The 22005-nt window shown below is 61.5% G+C and carries 20 protein-coding genes; 13 read left to right on the forward strand and 7 right to left on the reverse strand.

Annotation, left to right across the window (positions count from 1 at the left end):
* Positions 1–546: 546 nt before the first annotated feature.
* The 7 genes from H585_RS0109195 (at position 547) to H585_RS22120 (ending at position 8449) form a co-directional block, all read left to right on the forward strand.
* Positions 547–1611: an LPP20 family lipoprotein gene (locus tag H585_RS0109195; protein WP_081678632.1), complete on the forward strand. Its 1065-nt coding sequence runs from the start codon at positions 547–549 to the stop codon at positions 1609–1611.
* 43 nt (positions 1612–1654) lie between these two features.
* Positions 1655–2656, forward strand: a complete 1002-nt coding sequence (locus tag H585_RS0109200) for a hypothetical protein (RefSeq protein WP_138708174.1) — start codon at positions 1655–1657, stop codon at positions 2654–2656.
* A gap of 21 nt (positions 2657–2677) precedes the next feature.
* On the forward strand, positions 2678–3262 hold the full coding sequence (locus H585_RS0109205) for an LPP20 family lipoprotein (protein ID WP_027367608.1): 585 nt from the start codon (positions 2678–2680) through the stop codon (positions 3260–3262).
* Between the two features lie 182 nt (positions 3263–3444).
* Complete coding sequence (locus tag H585_RS21210) at positions 3445–3801, forward strand: hypothetical protein (RefSeq protein WP_034627626.1); 357 nt, start codon at positions 3445–3447, stop codon at positions 3799–3801.
* 387 nt (positions 3802–4188) lie between these two features.
* On the forward strand, positions 4189–5601 hold the full coding sequence (locus tag H585_RS0109215; RefSeq protein ID WP_138708175.1) for a PKD domain-containing protein: 1413 nt from the start codon (positions 4189–4191) through the stop codon (positions 5599–5601).
* A 390-nt stretch (positions 5602–5991) separates the two neighbouring features.
* Positions 5992–6996 carry a hypothetical protein gene (locus H585_RS0109225; RefSeq protein WP_027367610.1) on the forward strand — a complete coding sequence of 335 codons (1005 nt, stop codon included), beginning with the start codon at positions 5992–5994 and terminating at the stop codon, positions 6994–6996.
* Between the two features lie 655 nt (positions 6997–7651).
* Positions 7652–8449: a hypothetical protein gene (locus H585_RS22120; protein WP_027367611.1), complete on the forward strand. Its 798-nt coding sequence runs from the start codon at positions 7652–7654 to the stop codon at positions 8447–8449.
* A 143-nt stretch (positions 8450–8592) separates the two neighbouring features.
* On the opposite strand, the gene H585_RS21220 is transcribed toward H585_RS22120, so the two are convergent.
* The 6 genes from H585_RS21220 to H585_RS0109265 form a co-directional block, all read right to left on the reverse strand.
* Positions 8593–9018, reverse strand: coding sequence for a tail fiber assembly protein (locus H585_RS21220; protein WP_051183053.1), 426 nt, complete (start codon positions 9016–9018; stop codon positions 8593–8595).
* Positions 9019–9030: 12 nt separating this feature from the next.
* Positions 9031–11238: a gp53-like domain-containing protein gene (locus tag H585_RS22125; protein WP_051183055.1), complete on the reverse strand. Its 2208-nt coding sequence runs from the start codon at positions 11236–11238 to the stop codon at positions 9031–9033.
* Between the two features lie 81 nt (positions 11239–11319).
* Positions 11320–11574: a tail fiber assembly protein gene (locus H585_RS21230; protein WP_034627629.1), complete on the reverse strand. Its 255-nt coding sequence runs from the start codon at positions 11572–11574 to the stop codon at positions 11320–11322.
* A 215-nt stretch (positions 11575–11789) separates the two neighbouring features.
* Complete coding sequence (locus tag H585_RS22130) at positions 11790–13475, reverse strand: phage tail-collar fiber domain-containing protein (protein ID WP_051183057.1); 1686 nt, start codon at positions 13473–13475, stop codon at positions 11790–11792.
* 11 nt (positions 13476–13486) lie between these two features.
* Positions 13487–14131, reverse strand: coding sequence for a phage tail protein I (locus H585_RS22135; RefSeq protein WP_051183059.1), 645 nt, complete (start codon positions 14129–14131; stop codon positions 13487–13489).
* Positions 14124–15248, reverse strand: a complete 1125-nt coding sequence (locus H585_RS0109265) for a baseplate assembly protein (RefSeq protein ID WP_027367613.1) — start codon at positions 15246–15248, stop codon at positions 14124–14126. Before H585_RS0109265 ends, H585_RS22135 begins: the two co-directional genes overlap by 8 nt.
* Positions 15249–15538: 290 nt before the next feature.
* Between H585_RS0109265 and H585_RS21250 the strand changes: the two genes are divergently transcribed.
* The 4 genes from H585_RS21250 to H585_RS0109285 all read left to right on the forward strand — a co-directional run bounded on the left by H585_RS21250 (position 15539) and on the right by H585_RS0109285 (position 20866).
* Positions 15539–16957, forward strand: a complete 1419-nt coding sequence (locus tag H585_RS21250; protein ID WP_051183061.1) for a sigma-70 family RNA polymerase sigma factor — start codon at positions 15539–15541, stop codon at positions 16955–16957.
* Between the two features lie 159 nt (positions 16958–17116).
* The gene (locus H585_RS0109275; protein ID WP_027367614.1) at positions 17117–17935 is read left to right on the forward strand and encodes an HPP family protein; all 819 of its coding nucleotides are present in this window, start codon (positions 17117–17119) and stop codon (positions 17933–17935) included.
* Between the two features lie 98 nt (positions 17936–18033).
* On the forward strand, positions 18034–20169 hold the full coding sequence (locus tag H585_RS0109280; protein WP_027367615.1) for a molybdopterin-containing oxidoreductase family protein: 2136 nt from the start codon (positions 18034–18036) through the stop codon (positions 20167–20169).
* Between the two features lie 139 nt (positions 20170–20308).
* Positions 20309–20866 carry a 4Fe-4S dicluster domain-containing protein gene (locus H585_RS0109285; RefSeq protein WP_027367616.1) on the forward strand — a complete coding sequence of 186 codons (558 nt, stop codon included), beginning with the start codon at positions 20309–20311 and terminating at the stop codon, positions 20864–20866.
* Here H585_RS0109285 and H585_RS23825 read toward each other — a convergent pair.
* Positions 20848–21186, reverse strand: a complete 339-nt coding sequence (locus tag H585_RS23825; protein WP_081678634.1) for a phage tail assembly chaperone — start codon at positions 21184–21186, stop codon at positions 20848–20850. The two genes, H585_RS0109285 and H585_RS23825, sit on opposite strands and share 19 nt — an antisense overlap.
* Between H585_RS23825 and relB the strand changes: the two genes are divergently transcribed.
* Together relB and H585_RS0109295 are read left to right on the forward strand one after the other, a co-directional pair.
* A complete protein-coding gene (relB, locus tag H585_RS0109290) occupies positions 21181–21405 on the forward strand; it encodes a type II toxin-antitoxin system RelB family antitoxin (RefSeq protein ID WP_027367617.1) in 225 nt (74 codons plus the stop codon). The two genes, H585_RS23825 and relB, sit on opposite strands and share 6 nt — an antisense overlap.
* Positions 21389–21655, forward strand: a complete 267-nt coding sequence (locus H585_RS0109295; RefSeq protein ID WP_027367618.1) for a type II toxin-antitoxin system RelE family toxin — start codon at positions 21389–21391, stop codon at positions 21653–21655. The genes relB and H585_RS0109295 overlap by 17 nt, the downstream gene beginning before the upstream one ends.
* Positions 21656–22005 lie beyond the last annotated feature (350 nt).

The following is a 22005-nucleotide window of genomic DNA, read 5'->3' on the forward strand; positions in this document are numbered from 1 at the left end:
GTGCTGGCCCGCAAAAGACTTGGGTTGCATTGCTTCCCCCGCTGGCCATTTGCAATGCCCTGCGTGGTCCTGGCGGCGTTTGCAGCTGACCAGCTTGGCTCCCGGCCCTCCCGTCCCTCCGCTCCCCCGGCTCCTCCAGCTTCCTTTGCTGGTTGAACGCGGCAAGGTGTCAGGCCAGGCCCCGTGGTCCTGCGCCTTTCGTTCGAGCCAAGCCCTCGGTCCGCGAAAGCGGTCAGGGCCCGGTTTCAATCCAGAACGTGCCTGCCGGAGCCGACGCGTGCGCAACAGCTTGATCGCAGGCGCAGCTTGCGACTGCATAAGCAGGTTGGATGCATGTGCTGGCCCTCGCCCGGAGTTTATTATAATTGACATGATATCCGCCAGCCATGTGTTTCGACGCATATGCACGTGCAATTGTCTCAATTGACAGAGACTCTGTGCATGAGCTAATTTATTCACACGCACATACGATTTTTGCACATGCACAGCCAAAGATGAATAACCATCCTTGGGCGGCATGGTAATCAATGCCAATTGTCTACCGACATGGAGGACAATATGTTTTTTTGTTTCCAAGCAACTCTGCGCAGAGCGCATAAGTACTATAAAAATGAATTTCCGTGGCACATATTGGCTGCATGTATTCAAGTCGTCCTGCTGGCAGTCACTCTTACATGCCCTGCCCGGGCTGTCAGTCTGCCCGCCTGGTATCTGAATCCACCGCAAAGCGATGAACAGGCCTTGTATGGCGCGGGCGAGGGTTCAAACTTCCAGGAAGCGCGACATGCAGCCTTGAATGCCATTGCGGAGGAGATCTCAGTCACCATCACGTCCAAAATGGAGCGACGCGAAAACCTGTCCCAGAATAACAGCACATCGAGTTACGACAAGCAGGTCAACCAGAGACTCACCGCCGAAATACAGAAGATCCGTTTCAATAACGCAGAAGTCATTATGAATGAGGCCACGGGCGGCAAGGTCTATGTTCTCGTGTCAGTGGACAGGGCCGCCCTGGCCGAGAGCCAGAAGGCCGAGCTGGAGCGCAAGCTGGCAGCCACGGACGAGCTGTATAAAAGCAGCAAGAATGATCCGATTTACAGGAAATTCCAGAAGCTGAAGACGATAGACACCGGGAAAGCCGGCATACTGTCGCTGCTGGCGATCATGCAGGGCCTTGATGGTTCCTATGACCTGAATCCGATCCATGCAAAGCTGAAAACGTATGCGCGGGACTACCTTGCAATCAAGGACCAGCTGGTCGTTTATATCCAGCCCGACAAAACAATGCCGCAGATCAAGGATGTGCTTGAGGCCGCCTTTTCGGCTGCAGCCATAAAAGTCAGCTCGAATCCCCCGGGTAAGAATCCGAACGCCTTGGTCGTCCACTATGCGACGGAGCTGCAGAACAGGGAAGTCTACTCGTCCAAGATGACCAAGCTGGCGGTTACGGTCAAGACGCAGGCCAGCAGCGGGGATATCGTCGCCACGAGCAAAATAGAGAGCAGCGGAAGTTCCCTGGCGGATTTCGACAAGTCCGCCGCCGCGGCCCTGAACGGATTCGCCAAGCGAGTGGACGAGGTCGGCGTAATCAACATTATCGGACTCAATTGATCTCCTGAATCCCTATACCATGCTATAACAAACGAGAAGAGCAATGCGGCTGTTACTATTGATGACGCTTACTCTATGCCTCAGCTTTGCAGGATGCGCCCCGACAATCTCCAATCTCGGTGAATACCATGCCATCCAGATGTCGCAAGCCGACTTTATGCCCGCTCCCGAACAATTAAAGAGCGCAAAAACAAAGATAGTCGTATTCCCGCTTTCCGAAAGCAACATCGCCATAGCCCAAAAGTCCAACCTGGGTACCGTGACCGCAGGCGCAGTTGAGAATCAGCTCTCCGGTGGCGCGGTTGAGCTTGTCGACAGGCAGAGCGCGGAAAAGCTGCAGCAGGAAGTGATGCTCTCCGAGATCAACAACCATGGGACCTACAATGGCCCGCAAGTCGCGGATTTCGCCATCTCGGGAAATGTGGACAAGGCCACGTTTGGCTATAAATATTCCGAGGCGTATACAACGCGCGACAGCAAGGGCAACACCAGCTACCATCCAGCCCAATTCACCTACAGTGCGAATGTTTCCGGAAAAATAAAGATCATCCAGCTGCCCTCCTTGGAAGTGGTGAAGACCATCGCGTTCGCCGACTCCGTCGGCATGTCCGAGGACGCCCACGGCAGGGTGCCTACCCAGGACAGCGGCACCCCGCTTGTAGTCAAGGCGGCAACCGACGCCATCCACTCCGCCCGCATCGACCTGAAGAACTACTTTGCCAAGAAGGGCTATGTCCTCGAAAAGCGCACCAAGAAAGATGATGCCATCTACAAGATCAATCTTGGTTCCGAGGACGGCCTGATGACCGGCGATATCTGCCAGATCTACACGATCAACAGGACCGTCAATGCCATCACCCAGGAAGAGAGCACGGAAGAGCTCTTGCTGGGAGAAGGCACGGTATCCAACCAGATGGGAGCCAACTACAGCTGGCTCATTATCGATGATGCCGACCTGCAGGCGCCCATCCGGCTAGGCGATTACGTCAAGGCCAAGTACTCCAAGGGTTTTCTTGAAGGCTTCTCGCTTGACGCACTGAAATAACCAACAGGATCGAGGTAGCACATGAATCTTTGCAAGGCTTTTATCGCCCTGTTCACTTTGGCACTCATTGCCGGTTGCGCAGCAACTGAAGAGAAAGCCGCGGATGCCCCCATAGCAGGTGACGCCGGTGTCCTTGCAGGCGCGCCGCAATGGGTTTTCAATCCGGAGCGCGAGGGCCTGATCACTGAAATCGGCTCGGCCCCCAAGAGCCTGGGCGGCTTTCAGGCCCAGCGCACGGAAGCCCTCGGCAATGCCAGGGACGCCCTGGCCCGCCTGCTGAGCGTCAAGGTCCAGAACTCCCTGAAGAACTTCTCGCAGCAGACCGGCGTGGGCGATGACCAGACCATGGACAAGGTCGTCGTGAGCACCTCCAACCAGCTGGCCAAGGTCGAGCTGAACGGCGCGGGACAAAAGGAACTCTGGATCGGCAAAGACGGCACCATGTACGTCCTGGTCGCCCTGGAGTCCGACAAGGTTGCGGCTGCCATGAAAAAGCTCGCCGTGAGCAGCTTCAAGAACGAGAACGCCCTGTGGCAGCAGTTCCAGGCCCAGAAGGCCCAGGATCAGCTGAGCCTTGAAATCGAGAAAGAGTTCAACAAGCAGTAGACCGCTTGCAGGGGGCTGGACTTCCAGCCCCTTTTTCGTTGCCGGAAAGCCTCATACATTGCACGTGTTGGCGTGTCTGACTTGGCAACAGCAGTAGCTCCAGCCATTGTCAGCGGGGCCTGGAGATGTCGTAATGACACGGATCTTAACTAACGGGATGCACTACTAAGCGGAGGTCACGTATGTTGTTTGTGCAGTTCAAGAATCCAAGGACAGGGGAACTGAAGCAGGTCAAGATCGGCTGGAGCTGGACCCTTTTCTTTTTCAGTGGCTTTCTCGGCATTCCCTTGTTCATGCGCAAGCTGACCACCTGGGGTGCGCTCATGGCGGGCTTGTGGTTCCTCAATATGGTCACGAGCATCTACGAGCCTGATGCAGTGGCGATATTCACGCTTCTATTCATTGGCTTTGCTGGCTTCTTTGGCGCGAAGGGCAACGAAATGACGGCCAAGAACTATCTGGATAACGGCTGGGAGATAGTCGATCCCAGCAGCGACTTCGTGAAGATGGCCAAACTGAAGTGGAAGATGGCCAGCTGATCAGCCGTCGCACTGAAGAACTGCGGTCCACAGCCTGTTGATGACTCGGAACAAGGCACGGTTGTGAATACATAGTTGCTTCAGCCTCGGGGAGCGCGGCCTGACCATCACGCAAAAGCTTTTCACATGTTATTCCTGCGCGGCCGCGCTCTCTCCCATTCAAGGAATGGGCTTATATGCAAACAATGACCAACGTGTGAAACAGCAAACTAGATAATTAGTCCAACACACACGTAATACAAATTTATTTATTCTTGCAGCCTCTAGGTACACACCAAATAGACATACTTATCCATACAATACATTAAGCAGACTATCACAATGCAGAAATGCAAGAATAGGCCTGGAATCTGGTTCCAGGACCACATCTTCCAAAGGGGTCCATGCATGCGATTTCTGATCACTCTGGTTCTCTTGTGCGCCATGGCCTGCGTCTCTGGACTTGCCCAGGCCTTCGAGGAGGACGCCCCGGCATTTCCCAGCCTGAAGCCCATCCTGTCCCTGAGTCATTCCAAGCGGATAACCGACATCGACTTCAGCGACAGGCACATCGTCTCTGGATCCAAGGATGGCGAGGTCAAGCTGTTCGCCCGCGACGGCAGGCTCCTCTCAAGCTCCAAGATGCATTCCGATCCCGTTCTGGGCGTGGCCTTCCTGGGAGAGGATACCGTCGTCTCCGTCGACCGTTCCCGAGCCATACTCTGGAACCCGGCCCAGGAGGATCGCAGGGCGATCAGGTTCCGGGACAAGAACAAAGAGGACATCCGCATCGATGTCCTGGGCTTCTCGGACAGATTCAGTCTCCTGGCCGTGGCCAAGGCTGGCCTGCTGCAGGTCATGGATCTGAAAAACGGCTACCTCCTGCACGAATTCACGGACATAGCCATTCCGGTTTCCATCGACATTTCAGCCTCGGGCAGGTTCCTTTGCCTGGTGAGCAACGGCTACCCGCACGACTTCATCTATATCTTCGATCTGGAACGAGGCGCCTTGGCCAACAAGCTGCAGCATGATCGCACCGTGCGTCGCGCCTCCTTTTTCGACGACGGCCGCATCATCGTCCTGCAGAACCGAAGCGGCAAGCCTGATACCGATTTGCGGCTGGTGGACCTGCAGACGCAAGCCGATCTCCTTTCCTACAAGCCCGACCACGAGCAGATCCATTCCGCCATTCCGTTCTTCGGAGACCTGCTGGTCCATGCCGACGACGTATGCGAGCTGGTTTCGCTCGCGGAGCGGAAGACAACGCCCCTCTTCAAGCCCAACCTGCCCTCCACGTCAAATGCGAACAGCCTCAAACTGGACCAGGAGTCCGGCCTGCTCGCGCTGTTGACGGACAATGGCACAGCCTTCATCTACCGCCTTGAACATGGGCAGGCGAGCGCAACGCCCGCGCCAGCCACAAGCCCTGCGCAACCCAAGGCTAGCCTGCCCGAGCCCCAGACCGGCAGGCCTGCCGCCGAAGCGCCGCAAGCGTCTCCGGCCCTGATCCTGGGTGCCGATCAGCAGCAGGGTCCTGCCCCGCTTACGGTGAAGCTCGATATCCAGCTGAGCCGCTTCAGGGAGCCAGTGCGCAAGATGGCCATCGCCTTCGGTGACGGCACGTCGGAATCGCTGCCACCGGACACACGCAGCTGCAGCCATGTCTACGCAAAGCCCGGCACCTACAAGCTGCAAGTGGCGGTGCAGACCGAGGGCGGCGCAGTTGTCTCCAATGCCGTGACAATCTCGGTCAAACCGCTCACCTTTGACACGTTCTCCAAGGATATGGACAAGGAATTCCAGGAGTTCAAACAATAAAGCATCTTGCTTTTGAAAATGCTCTGCAAGCCATGCGTCGGCAAGCTGCTCCAAGCGCGGCCAAGCTGGCAGGCGGGGCAGGGCATGGCGATGGCTTGCTCCCTGTCATGGGATCATAACACCTTGACCGGACTGTGCTTCTATGACATCTGGACAATCTATATTCACCCAAGCTGTTGAATCCATAGCCGAAGGCAAGCAGAAGATCACGGGCACGAGCACGGAACAGCCTTGAGAAACGTGTCTTCAGGCCAGCACCGGGGATATCGTCGCCACAAGTAAGATCGAGAGCAGCGGAAGTTCCCTGGCGAATTTCGACAAGTCTGCCGCCGCAGTCCTGAATGGATTCGCCATCCCCCATTCCTCTATTTCCCGACAAGCGAGGGAGCGATGCGGTTGTCCTTGCTGATGATTATGGGGCTGTGTTTAAGCCTTGCAGGATGCGCCCCTACAATTTCAAACCTTGCTGAATATCGTGCAATTCCGCTATCGCAGGCTGATTACTTGCCCTCTGTTGAACAATTGAAGACCCAAAAGATAAAGATAGTCGTGTTTCCGCTCTCTGAAGGTGCTACCCACATGGCCAAACGATCCAACCTTGGCACTGTGACTGCTGAAACAATTGAGAGCAAACTGTCCGGTGGAACGGTTGAAATTGTAGACCGCCAGAGCGCTAAAAAGCTGCAACAGGAAGTCATGCTCTCCGAGATCACTAACCAGGGTACCTATAATGGCCCGGAAGTAGCAGATTTCGCCATCTCGGGAAATATAGACAAAGCCACTTTCGGCTATCAATATACGGCAGCATATACATACCGTGACAGCCAGGGCAAGACATACGATTATCCAGCCGCATACCACTTTAGTGCGATTGTTTCTGGAAAGATCAAGATCTTCCAGCTACCTTCGCTAAAAGTCGTGAAGACCATCACCTTTACCGACTCCGTCGGCATGTCCGAGGACGCACACGACAGGGTGATTACGGGGCGCACCGGCACCGCTCTTGTAATCCAGGCGGCTACTGATGCCATTCACTCTGCCCGTTTCGAGCTGAAGAACTTCTTTGCCAAAAAGGGTTATGTCCTCGAAAAGCGCGCCAAGAAGAATGATAAGGCCATATACAAGGTCAATCTGGGCACAGAGGACGGCCTGAAGACCGGCGACGTCTGCCAGATCTACACGCTCAGCAAGTCTGTTAATGCCCTTACCCGGGAAGAGAGCACAGAAGAGTTCTTGCTGGGAGAAGGTAAAGTGTCCAACCAAATGGGGGCTAATTATAGCTGGCTTGTCGTCAGGGATTCAGATCTGCAGTCACCCATCCGGCTTGGCGATTACGTCAAGGCCAAGTACTCCAAGAGTCTTTTAGAGGTCCTCGGACTCGACACTACGGATTAGGGCATTTTGCTTTGAAAATGCTCTGCAAGCCGTGCGTCGGCATGGCTTGCCGCCGCGCGTAGGCGCAGGCGCAATTCACTTGCGCCGCGGGCGCCGGAGCGGGCGTCTTAAAAGCAATCTGCTCTATTGCCCGAGGATTCCTCCCGTGTCTTGCCCTGACGGTCTCTGTCGAATCAGCCGGCCACATGGCGTGCATCCGGATTGCCGTGGAGCACGGCTCATCATCAATGCCCGCGCCATCCGCAAACCTCGCACAGCCCCAGGCGGGCCACCTTATCCCCCCTTCGATCCAGCAAGCCGATCCTTTAGTATCTGAAATATTATAACAGCTTGACCGAACTGGCCTTCCATGACATCTGCTTGCCTATATAACCCAAGTCGCTAAAACCATAGGCAAAGATCAGCGAAAGATCACTTGCGCCCCCGCTCCCCCTGAAGTGCGCTTTCCGGAGCCTTGTCGATGTCCCGTTTTTTTTTCGCTGCGGCTTGGCCGGTAAACAGATCGGACCACCGGCATTGCCGCCACGGCTTGGGAATGGCGGAGAACTGGGGGGAGCCATCCAGGGTCCTCGAAGGCTATGCACCATTCAAGCTCTCATGAGAGCTTCATGCATATCCATTGGCGCACGAACTTCAACGTTAAGGAAGTCCCGACATGTTCAGAACAATGCTTGCATTACTTATTGCCCTATTGATCCCAAGCCAATGCCTTGCCTGGGAGGAGTTGTTCATGTGCGTCAACATACGTGAACCCATGGATCGCTATGGAAATCGTCCGGCTCCAGTGCCATATCCACAGTGCAAAGTCGAAATGTGGCATTACGATGAGGACGACAAGAGGGTTTCGGATAAAATGCTTACCATGAACGAACATGGCTGCCTTACAATCAAGTGGTCCAGCATTCCCAGAAGCGCGCCCTTTACAGAGTATTGGCTGACGCCGGTTGTGGATGAGTCGAAGTATAGTCCTAATGGGTTTATTTTTTACCTTACTAAGGGGAAACCTGAGACCTTGCACGCCAGCCTTTCCGCCGACATACGCGAGCCCGAGCCGGCGCCGGTCGCCGCTGCGCAGCCCAAGGCCGCCGAGCCCAAGGCTGCGACGGCAAGCAGCGCACAGCCGAAGGCAGAATCAAAAACCGCCGCGCCCAAGGCTGCAACTAAAGGCAAGGCACAGCCGAAGGCCGCCAAGACTCAGGCTGCAAAGACCACCAGCATTCAGCCGGCCGCCGAGCCCAAGGCTGCAACGTCAAGCAGCCAACAGCCGGCAGCCGAAACCCAGGCTGCAGCGACAAGCAGCACGCAGCCGGCCGTCGAGCCACAGGTTACAACGACAAGTAGCGCAGAGCCGGCCGCCGAGCCCCAGGCCCAGGCGGAAAGCGAGGATTCGGGCATTGTGCCGACCATCAAAGAGCTGCCCGGCGTGGCCAAAAAGCTGGGCTCCTTTTTTTAAGCGTCCGGACTTCGAGCCGCGGACATGATCCGATTCATGGTGCACGTTTGTTCTCGGAGAATCGAAGGCCCGGAGGATGCATCCTCCGGGCCTCTCTTTTCATCATGTTCGTCAAGCTGGCCCGGGACGCTTCCGGCTGGCGCCTACACCGGCTCGCTCGGCCATGGGCAGGCCGCATCCTCCGGCCCGGCCCACGGAAACCCCGCCTGCTCGGGCAGGTCGCGCAGGGCCTGGATGTAGGTCATCAGCGCGCTGTAGCGGCCGATGTCGAGCGTGGCCGGCAAACCCAGCTCCTGCTCGTCGCGGTGCCGATCACGCATCCACAGCACAGCCGCCAGCCGCCTGTCCCGCTCGGCGCGGATGGCGGCGGACAGATGTTCGATGCTCGGCGCCGGCGGCTTCACGGCCACGGGCCGGCCGCCAGGGCCGGGCTGGATGCTGCAACCCTGGGACTGGGCGTCGAGCAGGGCGCGGTGCTCCTCGGTGGTGATCTCCACGGCGTCGGAGGGGATGGCATGGAGGCCAGCGACACCGAAACCAGACAGCGTCGCCGAGTAGAAGGTATTCATAGTCTCACTCCTTTAGCGACCGATAACAATATATTGTCCTCCAGACGCCTGCTGTGAACTGTTATGGAATGTTGCCTGTGACAGGGACGGGAATATTTTAAAATTCATTGCTACTGCCGCAGAAGTTGAGCTGGAATTCGCGCAACAAACAGCGACTAAGTTATTCGCTGGGAATGCGATCGGAAGAGTTATGGTGATAATCGAATTAGCGGCTATTATGGGAATTTGACCCCACTGCAGAATCAACCCGCTCGGCAACCGCTGCCAGCCGCTTGAGCCGAACGACTGCGTGAACTCCACATGATCCACCTTCCCCGCCATCTCGCCGGCCAGGGACAGCATGTCCACCGTGCCGGAGTAGACAGGCACGCTGGCCGCCTGGATGCAGGGCAGCCAGTTGACCTCGGGACTGTGGGTTTCGCCGCTGCCGGTGGGACGTGTCAAAATTCCATGTGTATCTGCAGTTGTATTCAAGGAGCCTTCCGCGTTCGAAAGGTCGTTCGTTGAAGGACCCCACGTAGGGACCTCGCTCAATATTGTCTCGCTATCACCGTTCATTGGCACATAGAGTTGTTCAGTGGCATGGGGGCGGAACAGACCCACGCCCCTGCCCCCCACCGGATCAGCGCCGCGCAGGTAGTCCACGATACGCGGCAGACGGAAGGTCGTGCTGCCGTCGCCGTCCGAGAAGTAGCCCACGGACGACTGCGCCGCGGCCTGGGCCTGCCACTCGGTTTCCGTGATGAGCAGCCCGGACGACTGCACGTAGGCCCACAGGTCCGGCCAGGTGGTACGGCTGACGCTCGCGCCGTCGTTGATGGCCAGCATGCCCGCCAAGGCCGTGGTGCCCGGAACCCAGAGCACCGTGCCCACGGGGATGCCGCTGCCCTGGCCCGAGCCGCTGCTCAGCCTGGCCACCTCGCTGGCCAAGGCGGCCATGTCCACGTACGAGGCGTTCAGGGCAGCGCCAAAGGCCTTGATGACGTAGGGGAAGGCCACGTTGCGCGGGCGGGTTTCGGTGCCGCCGGTTGCGCCTGTCGTATAAGTGTAGCTAGCACCAACACTGGCACGCCAGACACTAGAGGCACCATTGGCCAAATTTAGCGCCTCATGCATTGAAGTGTGTGTATGGCTCTGCAGTTCATCCTCCTGCGCACTGCCATGCTCCCTGCCCACATCCACCCAGCGCTCATCGTCCAAACCGCGCACGAACTCGCCGCGCAACTCGGGCAGGAGCATGTAGGCTCCGTCCGTGGCCCGCGAGCCGTCCGGGTTGGCCGTGTCCGTGAACCTGTAGCCGCAGGCGGCCGTGGGGTTCAGCTCGTCGCCGCAGTACAGGGCCTCGGTCAGCTGCGGGTACGTGTTGCACAGGAACGGCGCGCCGTTGCAGCGCAAATAGCCCGCCGGGGTCGCCCGGCCGGCCATGGGCATGATCGCGCCCACGGGCACGCCGTCGCCGCTGCCCACCACGCGCCACGCGCCCCACTCCCCGCTCAAACGCCTGCGCCACCAGCCCGGATGGTCCGCGTCGTCCACGCTCCAGATGAGCTGTGTGCGGCTCTCGCCGTCCGGCTGGACCATGCTGTGCACAAAGCCCTGCACGCCGGCCGGCATGTCTGCCGGCGCGTGCTGCACGCTCTCGCGGCTCACGGCATACAGGCTGTTGCGCGTAATCGCGTCCAGGTCGCCCGTGTACTGCTCGTGCCGACCGGAGAAAGCGAAGCCCCGGAAGGTGTCGGCGTGCTCGGCCAGGTCGGTCACGTGGGCAAAGACCAGGCTGCCGTCCATGATCGCCGTGACATTGGCGGCCGAGCTGGTGGCCACGAGCAGGTTCGTGGCCATCTCGATGTGCGTGGCCCCGCCGTCCGGGGGCAGGTAGTCGGGCTGCTCGGCATAGGCCACCTGGTAGAGGATCTCGCCCTCGTCCGGGTCATCGGCGAACACGCCGATCTCGCGCACCAGGAAGCCCTCGGCCAGCCCAGTGTTGGTCATCTGCACGCTGATCCTGTGCTGGCCGTCGCCCGTGTCCGCCACCCCCTGGATGGGCAGCGTCATCTTCTCGGACACTAGCCCGGTCAGGGCCGCCGGGTCCGTGCCCTGCGGCCACACGCCGTCGCCCACGGCCGCGCGCATGAACTGGAGCGCGATGCCACGCGTGGCGATCTTGTCCTGCAGGTTTGCGCCGGCCGTGGTCAGCACCAGCCCGTTGAAATTGGCCATAGTCCTTACTCCTCGTGCGAATATGTGGTGTTGCGCAGGGTCATGCTCATGGCCCGGCTGATGGTCTTGCGGATCGCTCCCCTACCCTTGCGTCGGCGTCAGGCTCGGCTGCTCGGGCCAGGGCGCCGTGTCCGGCCCATCCCACGGAAACCCGGCCTGCTCGGGCAGGTCGCGCAGAGCCTGGCGGTAATCGAGCCAGGCCTGGAGCAGGGCCGTGTCGGCATGCGGATAGTCTGGCAGGACAAAGCGGTCCGAGGCGGTCAGGCATCGGTCGCGCTCGGCGCGGATGGCAGCGACTGCCTGGGCTTTCACCTTAACTGAGTTGATGATGATCATGCCCCCTCCCCATATCCATCAGGATTGCTGAAATCCGCCTCCCAGGCGTCCCGGTTGGTTCGGTCTGTGGGAAGAGCCGATGTATCCACAAGAAGGTATGGTACGCTGGCCGGGACGAACCGATGCGCGTATTCCAACACGTCGCCACCAACTGGATGAATTATGCGCACGCCTCCCTGGCCATTTGGGATTATTACAACTTGCATATCAGCCTCCTACCTAAAAATGGCCAAAGCTACATTTTGAGAATCAAAGGCAATGCTGCCGGTGTAAACATACACATCGAACCCGCTGACAGTCTTATTGGCTACCTCAATCACTTGTTGCACTGTATTAGCCGTTCCATAGTTGTCTGAACCCACGACGGAATAGTCCGTGTCCGGCATATTCATTGCGAACTGCACCGTGTAATTGCCAGTCCCGTTATCAATGACACCGGCGATGTTCCCGCCAGCACGCACGACTGGAATGCCAGCTCCATTTATGCACGCCCAGGCCCGACAGGCGAACATGGGCAAGGAACTAACGTCAGGCAGCTCGTTGCGATTAATTTTCCCCGCCACCTCGCCGGCCAGCTCCAGCATGTTAACCGTGCCGGAGTCCACTGGCAGGCTGGCCGCCTGGATGCAGGGCAGCCAGTTGATGGTCTTGGGGCGGTTCTCGTCGGCGGTCGGGACGACGCGGGAAGCTCGAAAGTCAAAAGCAGCTCTATTGTTTCCTGCAGTGCCGCCCGAGAGGGAATCATTTGAGTTAAATGTGCGGGATAGAGCCCCCGACCAATTTTGCCCTTGCCCCCACAGAGCTCCTGTCATACTCCCAGTAATGTCCCTGATTGCATCTGCCTGCCACGCACCCACATCCCGCCCGTTGCTCGCATCAGCTCCGCGCAGATAATCCCGCAGCCTGGGCAGCCGGAAGCTCGTGGCGCCGTCGCCGCTCGAAAAACAGCCCACGCTCGACTGTGTCGCGGCCTGGGCCTGCCATTCGGCCTCGGTCAGCAGCAGCCCCGAGGCCTGGACGAACTTCCACAGCTCGGGCCAGCTCGTGCGGCTGACGCTCGCGCCGGTGTTCACGGCCAGCATGCCGGGCGGCGGGGTCGTGCCCGGCACCCACAGCACCGTGCCCACGGGCAGACCGCCTCCGCCCACTACGCGCCATGTGCCCCAGATCCCGGCCGCGCGCCTGCGCCACCAGCCCGGATGCTCGGGATCGTCCACGCTCCACAAAAGCTGCGTGCGCGCCGCGCCGTCCGGCTGGACCATGGTCTGCACAAAGCCCTGCACGCCTGCCGGCATGTCCGTGGGCGCGTGCTGCACAGTGTCGCGGCTGACCGCATACAGACTGTTGCGCTCGATGGCGTCCAGGTCGCCCGTGTAGGCCTCGTGCCTGCCGCTCAACGCAAAGCCCTTGAAGCTGTCGGCGTGCGCCGCCAAATCCGCCTTGGTCGCGTAGACCAGCCCCTGGTTGATGATCGCCGTGACGCTCGATGCCGAGCCCGTGACCACGTGCAGGTCCAGGCTCATCTCGATGTGCGTGGCCCCACCGTCCGGCGGCAAATAGTCCGGGTTGCTCGCGCTGCTGACCTGGTACAGGATCTCGCCCAGGTCCGGGTCGCTGGCGAACACGCCCAGCTCGCGCAGCATGAAGCCCGTGGCCAGGCTCGTGTTGTCCACGAGCAGGCTGAGCGTGTGCTGGCCTTGGCCCGTGTCGGCCAGGCCCTGGATGGGCAGGCTCTGCTTCTCGGATACGAGCGCCGTCAGGCTCGTGGGGTCCAGACCTTGCAGCCACATGCCGTCGCCCAGGGCCGCGCGCGTGAACGTAAGCGTCACGCCGCGCGTGGCGATCTTGTCCTGCAGGTCCGCGCCGGCCCTTGTCAGGACCAGCCCGCTGAAATTGGCCATTTGTCTGCCTCCTACTGCGAATGGATGGTGTAGCGCAGGCCCATGTGCACGGCCCCGCCGATGAAGGTCTTGCCCGACCTGGCCGACAGGCTCGGTACGGCCGGGCCGATGGTCTGGCGCAGGCCCATGTGCACGCCGCAGCCGATGTGCAGCGTGCCCTGGCTCACGCGCGGCACGCGGATGACCGTGAAGCGGCTGCGCAGGTTCTTGCCCAGGTTCACGGCCTGGCTGATCTTCTCGTAGGTCCGGCCTTCCGTGACCGTGGAGTGCACGAGCACGCGAAAGGTGTAGGGCAGGCCGCCATACTCGAACCACTCCTGCATCTCGACTTCGGCCAAGGGGGCCAGCAGCCGCTCCACGGCCCAGGGCGTGCCTTTGGTGCGGTGCACGGCCAGGGCGTCGCGGATGGCCTGGCGCTTCTGCGCCTCGCTCCACTTCGGGTCCCACAGGTCCGCGTGCAGCTCGGCCGCCAGATGGGCCAGCAGGGGCTCGCGCAGCTCGTCCAGGCGGGTGCGCACGTCGATGCTGCGCGCGGCCGTCGTCACGGCCTGCAGCTCCGCGTCCAAGGACTTGGCAGCGGCCTGATAGGTCGCGTCGCGCCGTAAAGGTTCAGGCAGCAGCTCGGCCAGGGAGATGTCCGCCAGGATTTTACTCATCTTCCGGGTCCCCCCAGGCCACATGCACGTGGTCCGCGCCGGGCACCACGGCCAGCTCAGAGGGCGCAAGGCTCGTGTACACCGGGCTGGTGACCTGGCAGCGCTTGGCTCCCGCGGCCTTGACCCGGTAGACGAGCTCCGAGGGGTCGATGTCGCGGCCGAGCCGGCCGCGCTGCCACAGGATGTAGTCATCCACGGCCTTATTCACGGCCGCGTGGATGGCTTCCTCGGCCAGGGCGTCCTCCTTGCGCAGCCAGTAGGTCAGCTCGATTGCGTACTGCACCTGCGAGGGCGGCAGGACCGCGACATGGTCCGTGAGCGGCCGCACCTGTTTGTTCGTGAGCACTTTGGCCACGTCAGCGCAGAAGCTCGGGCTGGGCACCTGCCCCCCGCTCAACAGGGGGTAGACCTCGACCCTTCCGTCGCTCGGGCTGAGCACGGCCACGTCCTCGATGAGCGCCGAGGCGCTCTTGGCCCAGAACACGTAGGCCCCCTCGGGCCCGGCCACGGAAAAGGACTCGGGCGCCAGGGCGATGCGCTCGCGCAAACGCTCGTCGTCCTCGACATCCGCCCCGCCGCTGCTCTCGGTCGTGTTGATAACGGCCGTGACCCGCTCGTGCGGGTCCACGAGCCTGGCGATCTGTCTGGCCACATAGCCGTTGCCGATCGCGCCCGCCTCCAGGCACTCGGCCTCCACCTCCACGCTCGTCTGGCCGATGGGGATGTCCTTGGCCTCGCGCGTGGCGAACATGAGCTGGCCGTCGGGCGTGGCTCGCGTGCCCTTGGGGATGCGCACCACGAAGGACTGCGACGTGGGCATGGAGAAGCACAGCCGGACCGTCGCCGGGCTGGCCGGCAAGCGTTCCACGAAGGGTGCGGCCTTGTGGTCCAGGGCCGCGCCGCGCGCATAGGCCAAGAGGCCCTGGCGGCCAGTGTCGTCGATGATGACCCGCTGCTGGCTGATGATCGCGGCCAGGGCCTCCAGGAACAGCCGTTCCGGCGCGCCTGGCGCCAGGCTGCGGCCGGTGATGCCCTGGTGCGTCAGCAGGATGGCGTCCCTGACCTTGGCCGCGTCGGTCTCGCAGAAGGAGACCTCGGGCAGGTTTGTGAGGTTCACGCTATGTTCTCCTTCGGACGGCTCCAGGCGGCAGCGCCTGCGGGCAGGCCCGCCAGCCGTAATGTGTGTATGATCCCGGCCCGGATGGACCGGTCAGGCAGGCGCGAGACTACGTGAGAGGGAAGAAAGGCGGGATGGCGCAATGCAGACTATGCGTGCAGATTACCTGTAGGGGCGGGTTGTAAGGGCGGGTTTGAAACCCGCCCCTACTATCCATGCGCCGCAAACAAGGATAACGTCCGTATCAATACTCGGGGCACGTCAGGGTTGGAGAGTGTTGGGGGTGGGGCTTGCTCAGCTACCAGGAGTTGCTGCGAAACAGCCTGCGGGGCGACAGTCAGGCCTTCTCTGAGGTGGTCAGGCGCTTTTCGGGGATGGCCCGGGCCTTGGCCGCGCGGCAGATGCGCAGCGACGCGGGGCTTGCCGAAGACGCCGTGCAGGAGGCCTTCCTGAAGGCCTACCTCAGCCTGCCGAGCCTGCGCTCGCTGGACGCGTTCCCTGCCTGGCTCCGCTCGATACTGACTACCTGCTGCGCGCAGATGCTGCGCTCCAGAGTGCGCGACGTTTCTCTCACGGACCTGGGAGAAGTCGAGGACCTGCCCTCGGATGAGCTGGACCCCATGGAGCATTACGCCAGGCTCCAGACCAGGGACATGGTGCTGACCACCCTGGCCTCCCTCGACGGAATCTATCGCGAGGCGGCCGTGCAGCGTTACGTCCATGGTCGGCCCTACGAGGAGATCTCGGCCGCCCTGGGCGTGCCGGTGGGAACCATCAAGCGCCGCCTGCATGAAGTCAGGGAGCAGCTCCTGCGCAAGCTTGCAGGAGAGGAGACCTCGACCATCCGGGTCGGCTACCTGCCCATCTCCGACCATCTTCTGGCCATGGTGGCGCACCAGCGCCACGACCAGGCGAACTTCGGCATCATGCTGCGCAAGTTCCTGTCCTGGACCAGCCTGGCCAAGGCACTGGTCAACGGCACGTTGGATGCGGCCATGATCATGGCCCCCTTGGCCATGGTCCTGCGCAACAGGGGCGCGCCCCTGCGCTATGTCCTGGACTGCCACCACGAAGGCAGCGCGATTACCGTGCGCAAGGCCCTGCTCGGCCGGAAAGCGGCGGGACAGGATTGGGCTCGGGTCCTGGACGGCGCGACCATCGGGCTGCCACACGCCAGATCCACCCATGGCGTGCTCCTCAAATCCGCTCTCGGCTTCGGCAAGGACGAGCCCGGAACCCCGCGCGCCAAATACCTCAGTCCGCCGTTCCTGCAGCAGCCGTTCAGGCGTGGCGAGATCGACGGTTTCTTCTGCGCAGAGCCCTGGAGCACGCTCTCCGAGTCGCGAGGCGAGGGAGCCGTGCTGGTGCGCTCGGGCACGATCGTGCCGGGGCATACCTGCTGTGTGCTCGTGGTTACCCAGGCTTTTGCCGGGCAAAGGCCGCAGCTGGTTTGCGAGTACCTCCGCCTGCTCAGGTCCGCCGGAGAGTACGTCCACGCCCGCCCCCGGGAGAGCGCGGACATCCAGTCCCGCTATACCGGCGTGGACGTGACCGCCGCAAGACATGTGCTCGAGAGCGGATTCATCTCCTACCGCGATCTTGATCCTGACCAGGCCAGGGCGGAACAGTCCATGCAGCTGGCAGTCCAGGCCGGGATTCTCGACCGGCCGTGCAGCCTGGCGGATTTCCTTGCCCCGGGTGTTGCATAGGCCCCTTTTTTTCCGCTCCGTACTCACCCGCACTGTTTTCCTTCCGCTTCAGCGAACCTTTTCCGCGCCGCCCGCATCTCTTGAATGGGAGCCATGGTCGGAGCGGATGCCGTTCCGGGCCATCCCACGGAATCATCCCGATCACCGGCAGGGAGCACCATGATCGAAGTCCGAGTCACCAGACCGAGGAGGAGGGAGTTCCTGCCCGACGTCTATCGGCCCGGAGTCATCTCCCTGTCCCGTATCCTGTGGGGCTCCTTGGGCGGCGGGCTGCTCTTGTCCCTCATTGCAATCCTGGCCGGCAGCTGCGGTATCGGCGTGCTTTACCCTCCCCTGGCCGCGACCTGCTTCATCAACGCGACATGCGCCTACCTGCGGGTGGCGCGTCCCAAGTCGGTCATCGTCGGCCATTTCATCGCCACGGTGGGCGGCCTGCTGGGCGTCCACGCGGGTGAATGGGCTCTGGGCGGCACGTCCCTGGCTGTCCCGGCCAAGCTCGGCCTGGCAGTGCTCCTGGCCTCGGCCCTCATGCAGATCCTCGATGCGGATCATCCTCCGGCAGCCGCAACGGCGGCGATCCCGGCCATCCTTCCCCTGCCCGCCCCGGATCTGCTCCTGCCCCTGCACATGGCCTGGGGCGGCGTCCTTGCGGTTGTTTTCTCGGTGGCCTGGAACCGGATCTGGTTCGAGTGCCCGGCTCCGGACGAATCCGGACGCAGAACATGGTTCAGGCTGGGCATGGACAAGCCCGATATCGCCGGGGCCGGAACATGCGTCCTGGCTTCAGTCCTCATGTGCGCCAGGCCATGGAGCGAAGGGCTGTACGCCGCCGGCCTCGCCTTCATGCTGGCCGGCCTGGCCGTCCTGTCGCTGCATCATTTCTTCAGCGTGAAGCTGGTCAGGAGCGCTGCAGCGGAACGTCCCTGCAGCGCGGGAGGATGCGCCGGGCCGGCTGCCGAGGAAACGGGTCCGGATTAGAGCCTGTCGAAGAGCGCGGGCAAAGCTTACGCCTTGCGGAGGAGAAAAAAGCCAGGACGGCATTTTTCACCAGTCTGTCAACAGATCAGGAGGATGGTATGCTCAGAGATGGTTGGGTCCCCACGATGTGCTACCAGTGCAAGGCCGAATGCGCCATCCTGGCGCGGGTGGAGGATGGCGTCCTCAAGGAGGTTCGCGGCAATCCCCGGGGCCGGGGCAAGGCGTGCGTCAAGGGCATGGCCGGAGTCTCGCTGCAGTACAATGCCGATCGCCTGACGCAGCCCCTGCGCCGGGTGGGCAGGCGCGGGGAGGGCCGCTTCGAGCCGTGCGGCTGGGATGAGGCGCTGGACGCCATCGCCGGCAAGCTCCAGGAGCTGCGCGATCGCGGCGAGGCCCACAAGCTCACGGCGAGCTTCTTCCCCCACTCGATCACCGACCCCAAGTGGCGGTTCCTGAACGCGTACGGCGGGTTCATCAATACCGCCCTGCCGCACTGCGATTCGGCCAAGATCGTGGCCTTCATCAAGGCCATGGGCGGAGTGCCGAACCATCACATCCCACCGGCCTTCTTCACCGTGCCCAAGGGCGGGATCATGATCATGGCCGGCCGCCACGCCTTCGGCTGCCTCGACGACGCCTCCGTGCCCCGGGACATCCTCGAGGCCAAGGCGCGGGGCGCCATCCTCGTGGTGCTGGATCCCCTGTTCACCGCGGATGCCGCCAAGGCGGACTGGTGGATTCCCATCAGGCCCTCGGGGGACACGGCCCTGTTCACCGGCATGACCCACCACATCGTCATGAACGGCCTGCACAACAAGTCCTTCGTCGAGAACTGGGTGCGCGAGGGCGATTTCGAGCGGCTCAAGGACTACCTCGCCGACAAGACCCCCGAGGCCATGTCGCGCATTTGCGACGTGCCGGCCAAGGACATCATCAAGCTGGCCGAGATGTGCGCCGCGGCGCCTTCCGTGGGCGTGGACAGTTTCAAGGGCATCATGCTCGGCCAGGCCATGGATTTCGGCCATGCCTGGACCAACTTCCTGGCCGTGACCGGCAACATCGACAACCCCGGCGGCCAGCCCCTGCCCGACCTGACTCCGCTCGCGCCCGTGGAGCCGGTCCCTCCCGCCCCGAACCTGCATGAGCGCGGCTGGCACCGCACCGGACCGGACAAGGACAAGTTCGCCAAGTACTCGTTCATCATGGAGCCGACCTGGTACCAGGCCCAGGCCATCAAGAACGGCGACCTGAAGGTGCTCGTCGTCGCGGAGTGCAATCCGGCCCTGACCGAGATGGGCCAGGAGGAATGGCGCAGCGCCGCGACCATGACCGACTCCAAGGGGAATTACCTCCTGGAGATGCTGGTCAGCTACGAGATCATGCTCTCTGAGACGTCCAGGTACGCGGACTATGTCCTCCCGGACAAGACCTACTTCGAGCGCTGGGAGCTCCTGTACATGCCCTGGTGGTACAACTTCGGCCAGGGCATCGGCCTGCGGCAGCCCGTGGTCGAGGCGCCCGAGGGTTGCCGCCACTCCAACGAGGTCTTCATCGAACTCGGCAAGCGGCTCTGCCCCGAGTACTTCGCCTTCAAGGACGACGTCGAGTTCTACGACAGGCAGCTGACGGGGCTCGGGCTTTCGGTCAAAAAGCTCCAGGACCTGGGCGGCTTGTGGTCTCCCGGCACCCTGGGCTTTCGCAAGTACGAGAAGGCGGGGGGATTCGGAACGCCCAGCGGGAAGGTGCACCTCTACTGGGAGGACCTGGAGGAGGTCGGCCAGGCCCTGCCACGGGTCGACCTGGCCCCCGAGTACAGGGTCGATGCCGAGCAGTACCCCTATGTCCTGCTCTCCTACCGGACCATATTCCATCAGGGCTCGGGACAGTGGACCCACAACAACCCGCAGCTGCGCGACCCTGTCGGCGGCTTCAGGGACAACCCGCTGCTCATCAACACCGCCACGGCCCGCAAGGAGGGCATCAAGGACGGCGACCTGGTCACCCTGCGCTCGCGTAGCGGGCAGGTCCGCGTGCGGGCCAAGTGCACCGAGCGCATCCGGCCGGACTGCCTGGGCCTGCACCACGGCTTCGGCTCCAGCATAGGCCGGGTGGCTGCCGGCGGCGGAGGCGTGAGCGACAATGCCCTTATCCCGGACTCCGGGACGACGCTGGATTGGCAAGACCTGGTCGGCGGCGAGTCGCATGTCTCGACCCGCGTACGCCTGGAGCATTAGAGCATTTGCTTTTGAAAATGCTCTGCAAGCCATGCGTCGGCATGGCTTGCCGCCGCGCGTAGGCGCAGGCGCAATCCACTTGCGCCGCGAGCGCCGGAGCGTGCTTCTTAAAAGCAGTCTGCTTTAGAGGAGGATCGCCATGAATCAGCTCAGCCTGGCCATAGACCTGTCACGGTGCATCGGCTGCAAGACGTGTGTGGCGGCTTGCCGCAATTACCACGGGCTCACGGACCACGCTTCGGACATGCCCGGGAAGATGCCGTACTACCTGCGTGTGGAGAGCAGGCGGGAGGGGAGCTTCCCCAACCTCAAACTGGAATCCTGGGTTGTGCCTTGCCAGCACTGCAACAACGCGCCCTGCGTCAAGGCCTGCAAGTCCGGCTCAATCAGCAAGGACGAGCAGACCGGCATCGTGCGCATCGACCAGGGCAAGTGCCAGGGCTCGGGGGACTGCCTCAAGGCCTGCCCCTACGGGGTAATCCAGTTCGATGCGGCGCGCAACAAGGCCCACAAGTGCGATATGTGCTGGGATCTTGTGCATGGCGGGCAGAAGCCAGTCTGTGCCCAGGTCTGCCTCACCGATGCCATCCGCTTCGGCGAGAAGCAGCTCCTGCGCATGGAGTTGAAGGCCGAGGGCAAGGAAATCCTCAAGCGCATGAGCGCTCAGTCCGTGCTCTATTACCGCGATTCGGTGTAGCAGTTGCTGTTGGAGGCGGCCCGCCTGGGCCGCCCTCGTCTGGTCCGATGTAGGGGCGGTTTTGTAAGGGCGGGTTTCAAACCCGCCCCTACGCGTGGTCGCCTCGTCATTTCCGGCTTCGAAAGATTCGGGCCGCGCTTACGCCGGCTCACCCGGCCCCTGCGGGCCGCATCACTCGGCCCGGCCCAGGGAAACCCAGCCTGCTGCGGCAGGTCGCGCAGGGCCTGGCGATAGGCTGCACCCTCCTTGACTGAGGCCTGTCTTCTTATTAAGGTTAATAAGCTTAATAAGCAGGAGGAAGGACTGTGCCGCAAATGCATTCCGTCCAGTTGCCAGACGATCTATCCAAGCGTCTGGCCGCCCTGGCCCAGGCCACCAAGAGGCCCAAGAGCTATTTCATGCGCGAGGCCCTGGAGCGCGCGCTCGGGGACCTGGAAGACGCCTACCTGGCCGAGACCGCCTACGAGAACTTCGTGAAGAGCGGCGAGAAGCCCATCCCGCTGGAGGTAGTGGAGCAAGACCTTGGCCTGGCGGATTAGCTTCACGCCGCAGGCGCACAAGGAGCTGAACAAACTGGGCGCACGGGAGGCCGGGCGCATCACGGAGTTTTTGCGCGAGCGGGTCGCGCCGAGCCCGCGAGCCCTGGGCGGTCCACTCAAAGGCCATTTGCGGGAATTCTGGAGATGGCGGCTGGGGGATTACCGCATCCTGGCCAGGCTCGAAGATGACGAGCTGCTCGTCCTGGTGGTGCGGGTAGGCAATCGCAACAAGATCTACGACAAGCCCTAATACTAACACCTGCGACAGCAGACTTTGCCTCCCGCTGAACCCCTTCAGCTCCGTAGACAGCCTACTTGACGGCCTTTTCAAACTCGGGGCATAGTCCGTTCTGTAGGTGTAGCGTGCCACGGTAAAACTACACGCGATCTCATGTTGGAGGTTGGTGTCCGCTTTCCGAAGACGACCCATGCCACAGACACCATGGCCAGCTCATATTCAGATGCCCAATCTGCGATGATGTTCATTATTATGGAGGCGGAGGTTCATTCCTTGTCGATGGGAATGGAAACAGATCTCCCCACTGCATAAAGAAAACTGACTACTCCTATTCATCTACGCTCCGCAAAGTTGATGATCCA

The sequence above is a fragment of the Desulfocurvibacter africanus subsp. africanus DSM 2603 genome (genome assembly GCF_000422545.1).
GTDB lineage: Bacteria > Desulfobacterota > Desulfovibrionia > Desulfovibrionales > Desulfovibrionaceae > Desulfocurvibacter > Desulfocurvibacter africanus.

What these genes read in the sequence shown, in the direction of transcription:
- H585_RS0109195 (WP_081678632.1), top strand. Translation starts at nt 547, where the DNA reads ATGGAGGACAATATGTTTTTTTGTTTCCAAGCAACTCTGCGCAGAGCG.
- H585_RS0109200 (WP_138708174.1), top strand. Translation starts at nt 1,655, where the DNA reads ATGCGGCTGTTACTATTGATGACGCTTACTCTATGCCTCAGCTTTGCA.
- H585_RS0109205 (WP_027367608.1), top strand. Translation starts at nt 2,678, where the DNA reads ATGAATCTTTGCAAGGCTTTTATCGCCCTGTTCACTTTGGCACTCATT.
- H585_RS21210 (WP_034627626.1), top strand. Translation starts at nt 3,445, where the DNA reads ATGTTGTTTGTGCAGTTCAAGAATCCAAGGACAGGGGAACTGAAGCAG.
- H585_RS0109215 (WP_138708175.1), top strand. Translation starts at nt 4,189, where the DNA reads ATGCGATTTCTGATCACTCTGGTTCTCTTGTGCGCCATGGCCTGCGTC.
- H585_RS0109225 (WP_027367610.1), top strand. Translation starts at nt 5,992, where the DNA reads ATGCGGTTGTCCTTGCTGATGATTATGGGGCTGTGTTTAAGCCTTGCA.
- H585_RS22120 (WP_027367611.1), top strand. Translation starts at nt 7,652, where the DNA reads ATGTTCAGAACAATGCTTGCATTACTTATTGCCCTATTGATCCCAAGC.
- H585_RS21220 (WP_051183053.1), bottom strand. Translation starts at nt 9,018, where the DNA reads ATGAATACCTTCTACTCGGCGACGCTGTCTGGTTTCGGTGTCGCTGGC.
- H585_RS22125 (WP_051183055.1), bottom strand. Translation starts at nt 11,238, where the DNA reads ATGGCCAATTTCAACGGGCTGGTGCTGACCACGGCCGGCGCAAACCTG.
- H585_RS21230 (WP_034627629.1), bottom strand. Translation starts at nt 11,574, where the DNA reads ATGATCATCATCAACTCAGTTAAGGTGAAAGCCCAGGCAGTCGCTGCC.
- H585_RS22130 (WP_051183057.1), bottom strand. Translation starts at nt 13,475, where the DNA reads ATGGCCAATTTCAGCGGGCTGGTCCTGACAAGGGCCGGCGCGGACCTG.
- H585_RS22135 (WP_051183059.1), bottom strand. Translation starts at nt 14,131, where the DNA reads ATGAGTAAAATCCTGGCGGACATCTCCCTGGCCGAGCTGCTGCCTGAA.
- H585_RS0109275 (WP_027367614.1), top strand. Translation starts at nt 17,117, where the DNA reads ATGATCGAAGTCCGAGTCACCAGACCGAGGAGGAGGGAGTTCCTGCCC.
- H585_RS0109280 (WP_027367615.1), top strand. Translation starts at nt 18,034, where the DNA reads ATGCTCAGAGATGGTTGGGTCCCCACGATGTGCTACCAGTGCAAGGCC.
- H585_RS0109285 (WP_027367616.1), top strand. Translation starts at nt 20,309, where the DNA reads ATGAATCAGCTCAGCCTGGCCATAGACCTGTCACGGTGCATCGGCTGC.
- relB (WP_027367617.1), top strand. Translation starts at nt 21,181, where the DNA reads ATGCATTCCGTCCAGTTGCCAGACGATCTATCCAAGCGTCTGGCCGCC.
- H585_RS23825 (WP_081678634.1), bottom strand. Translation starts at nt 21,186, where the DNA reads ATGCATTTGCGGCACAGTCCTTCCTCCTGCTTATTAAGCTTATTAACC.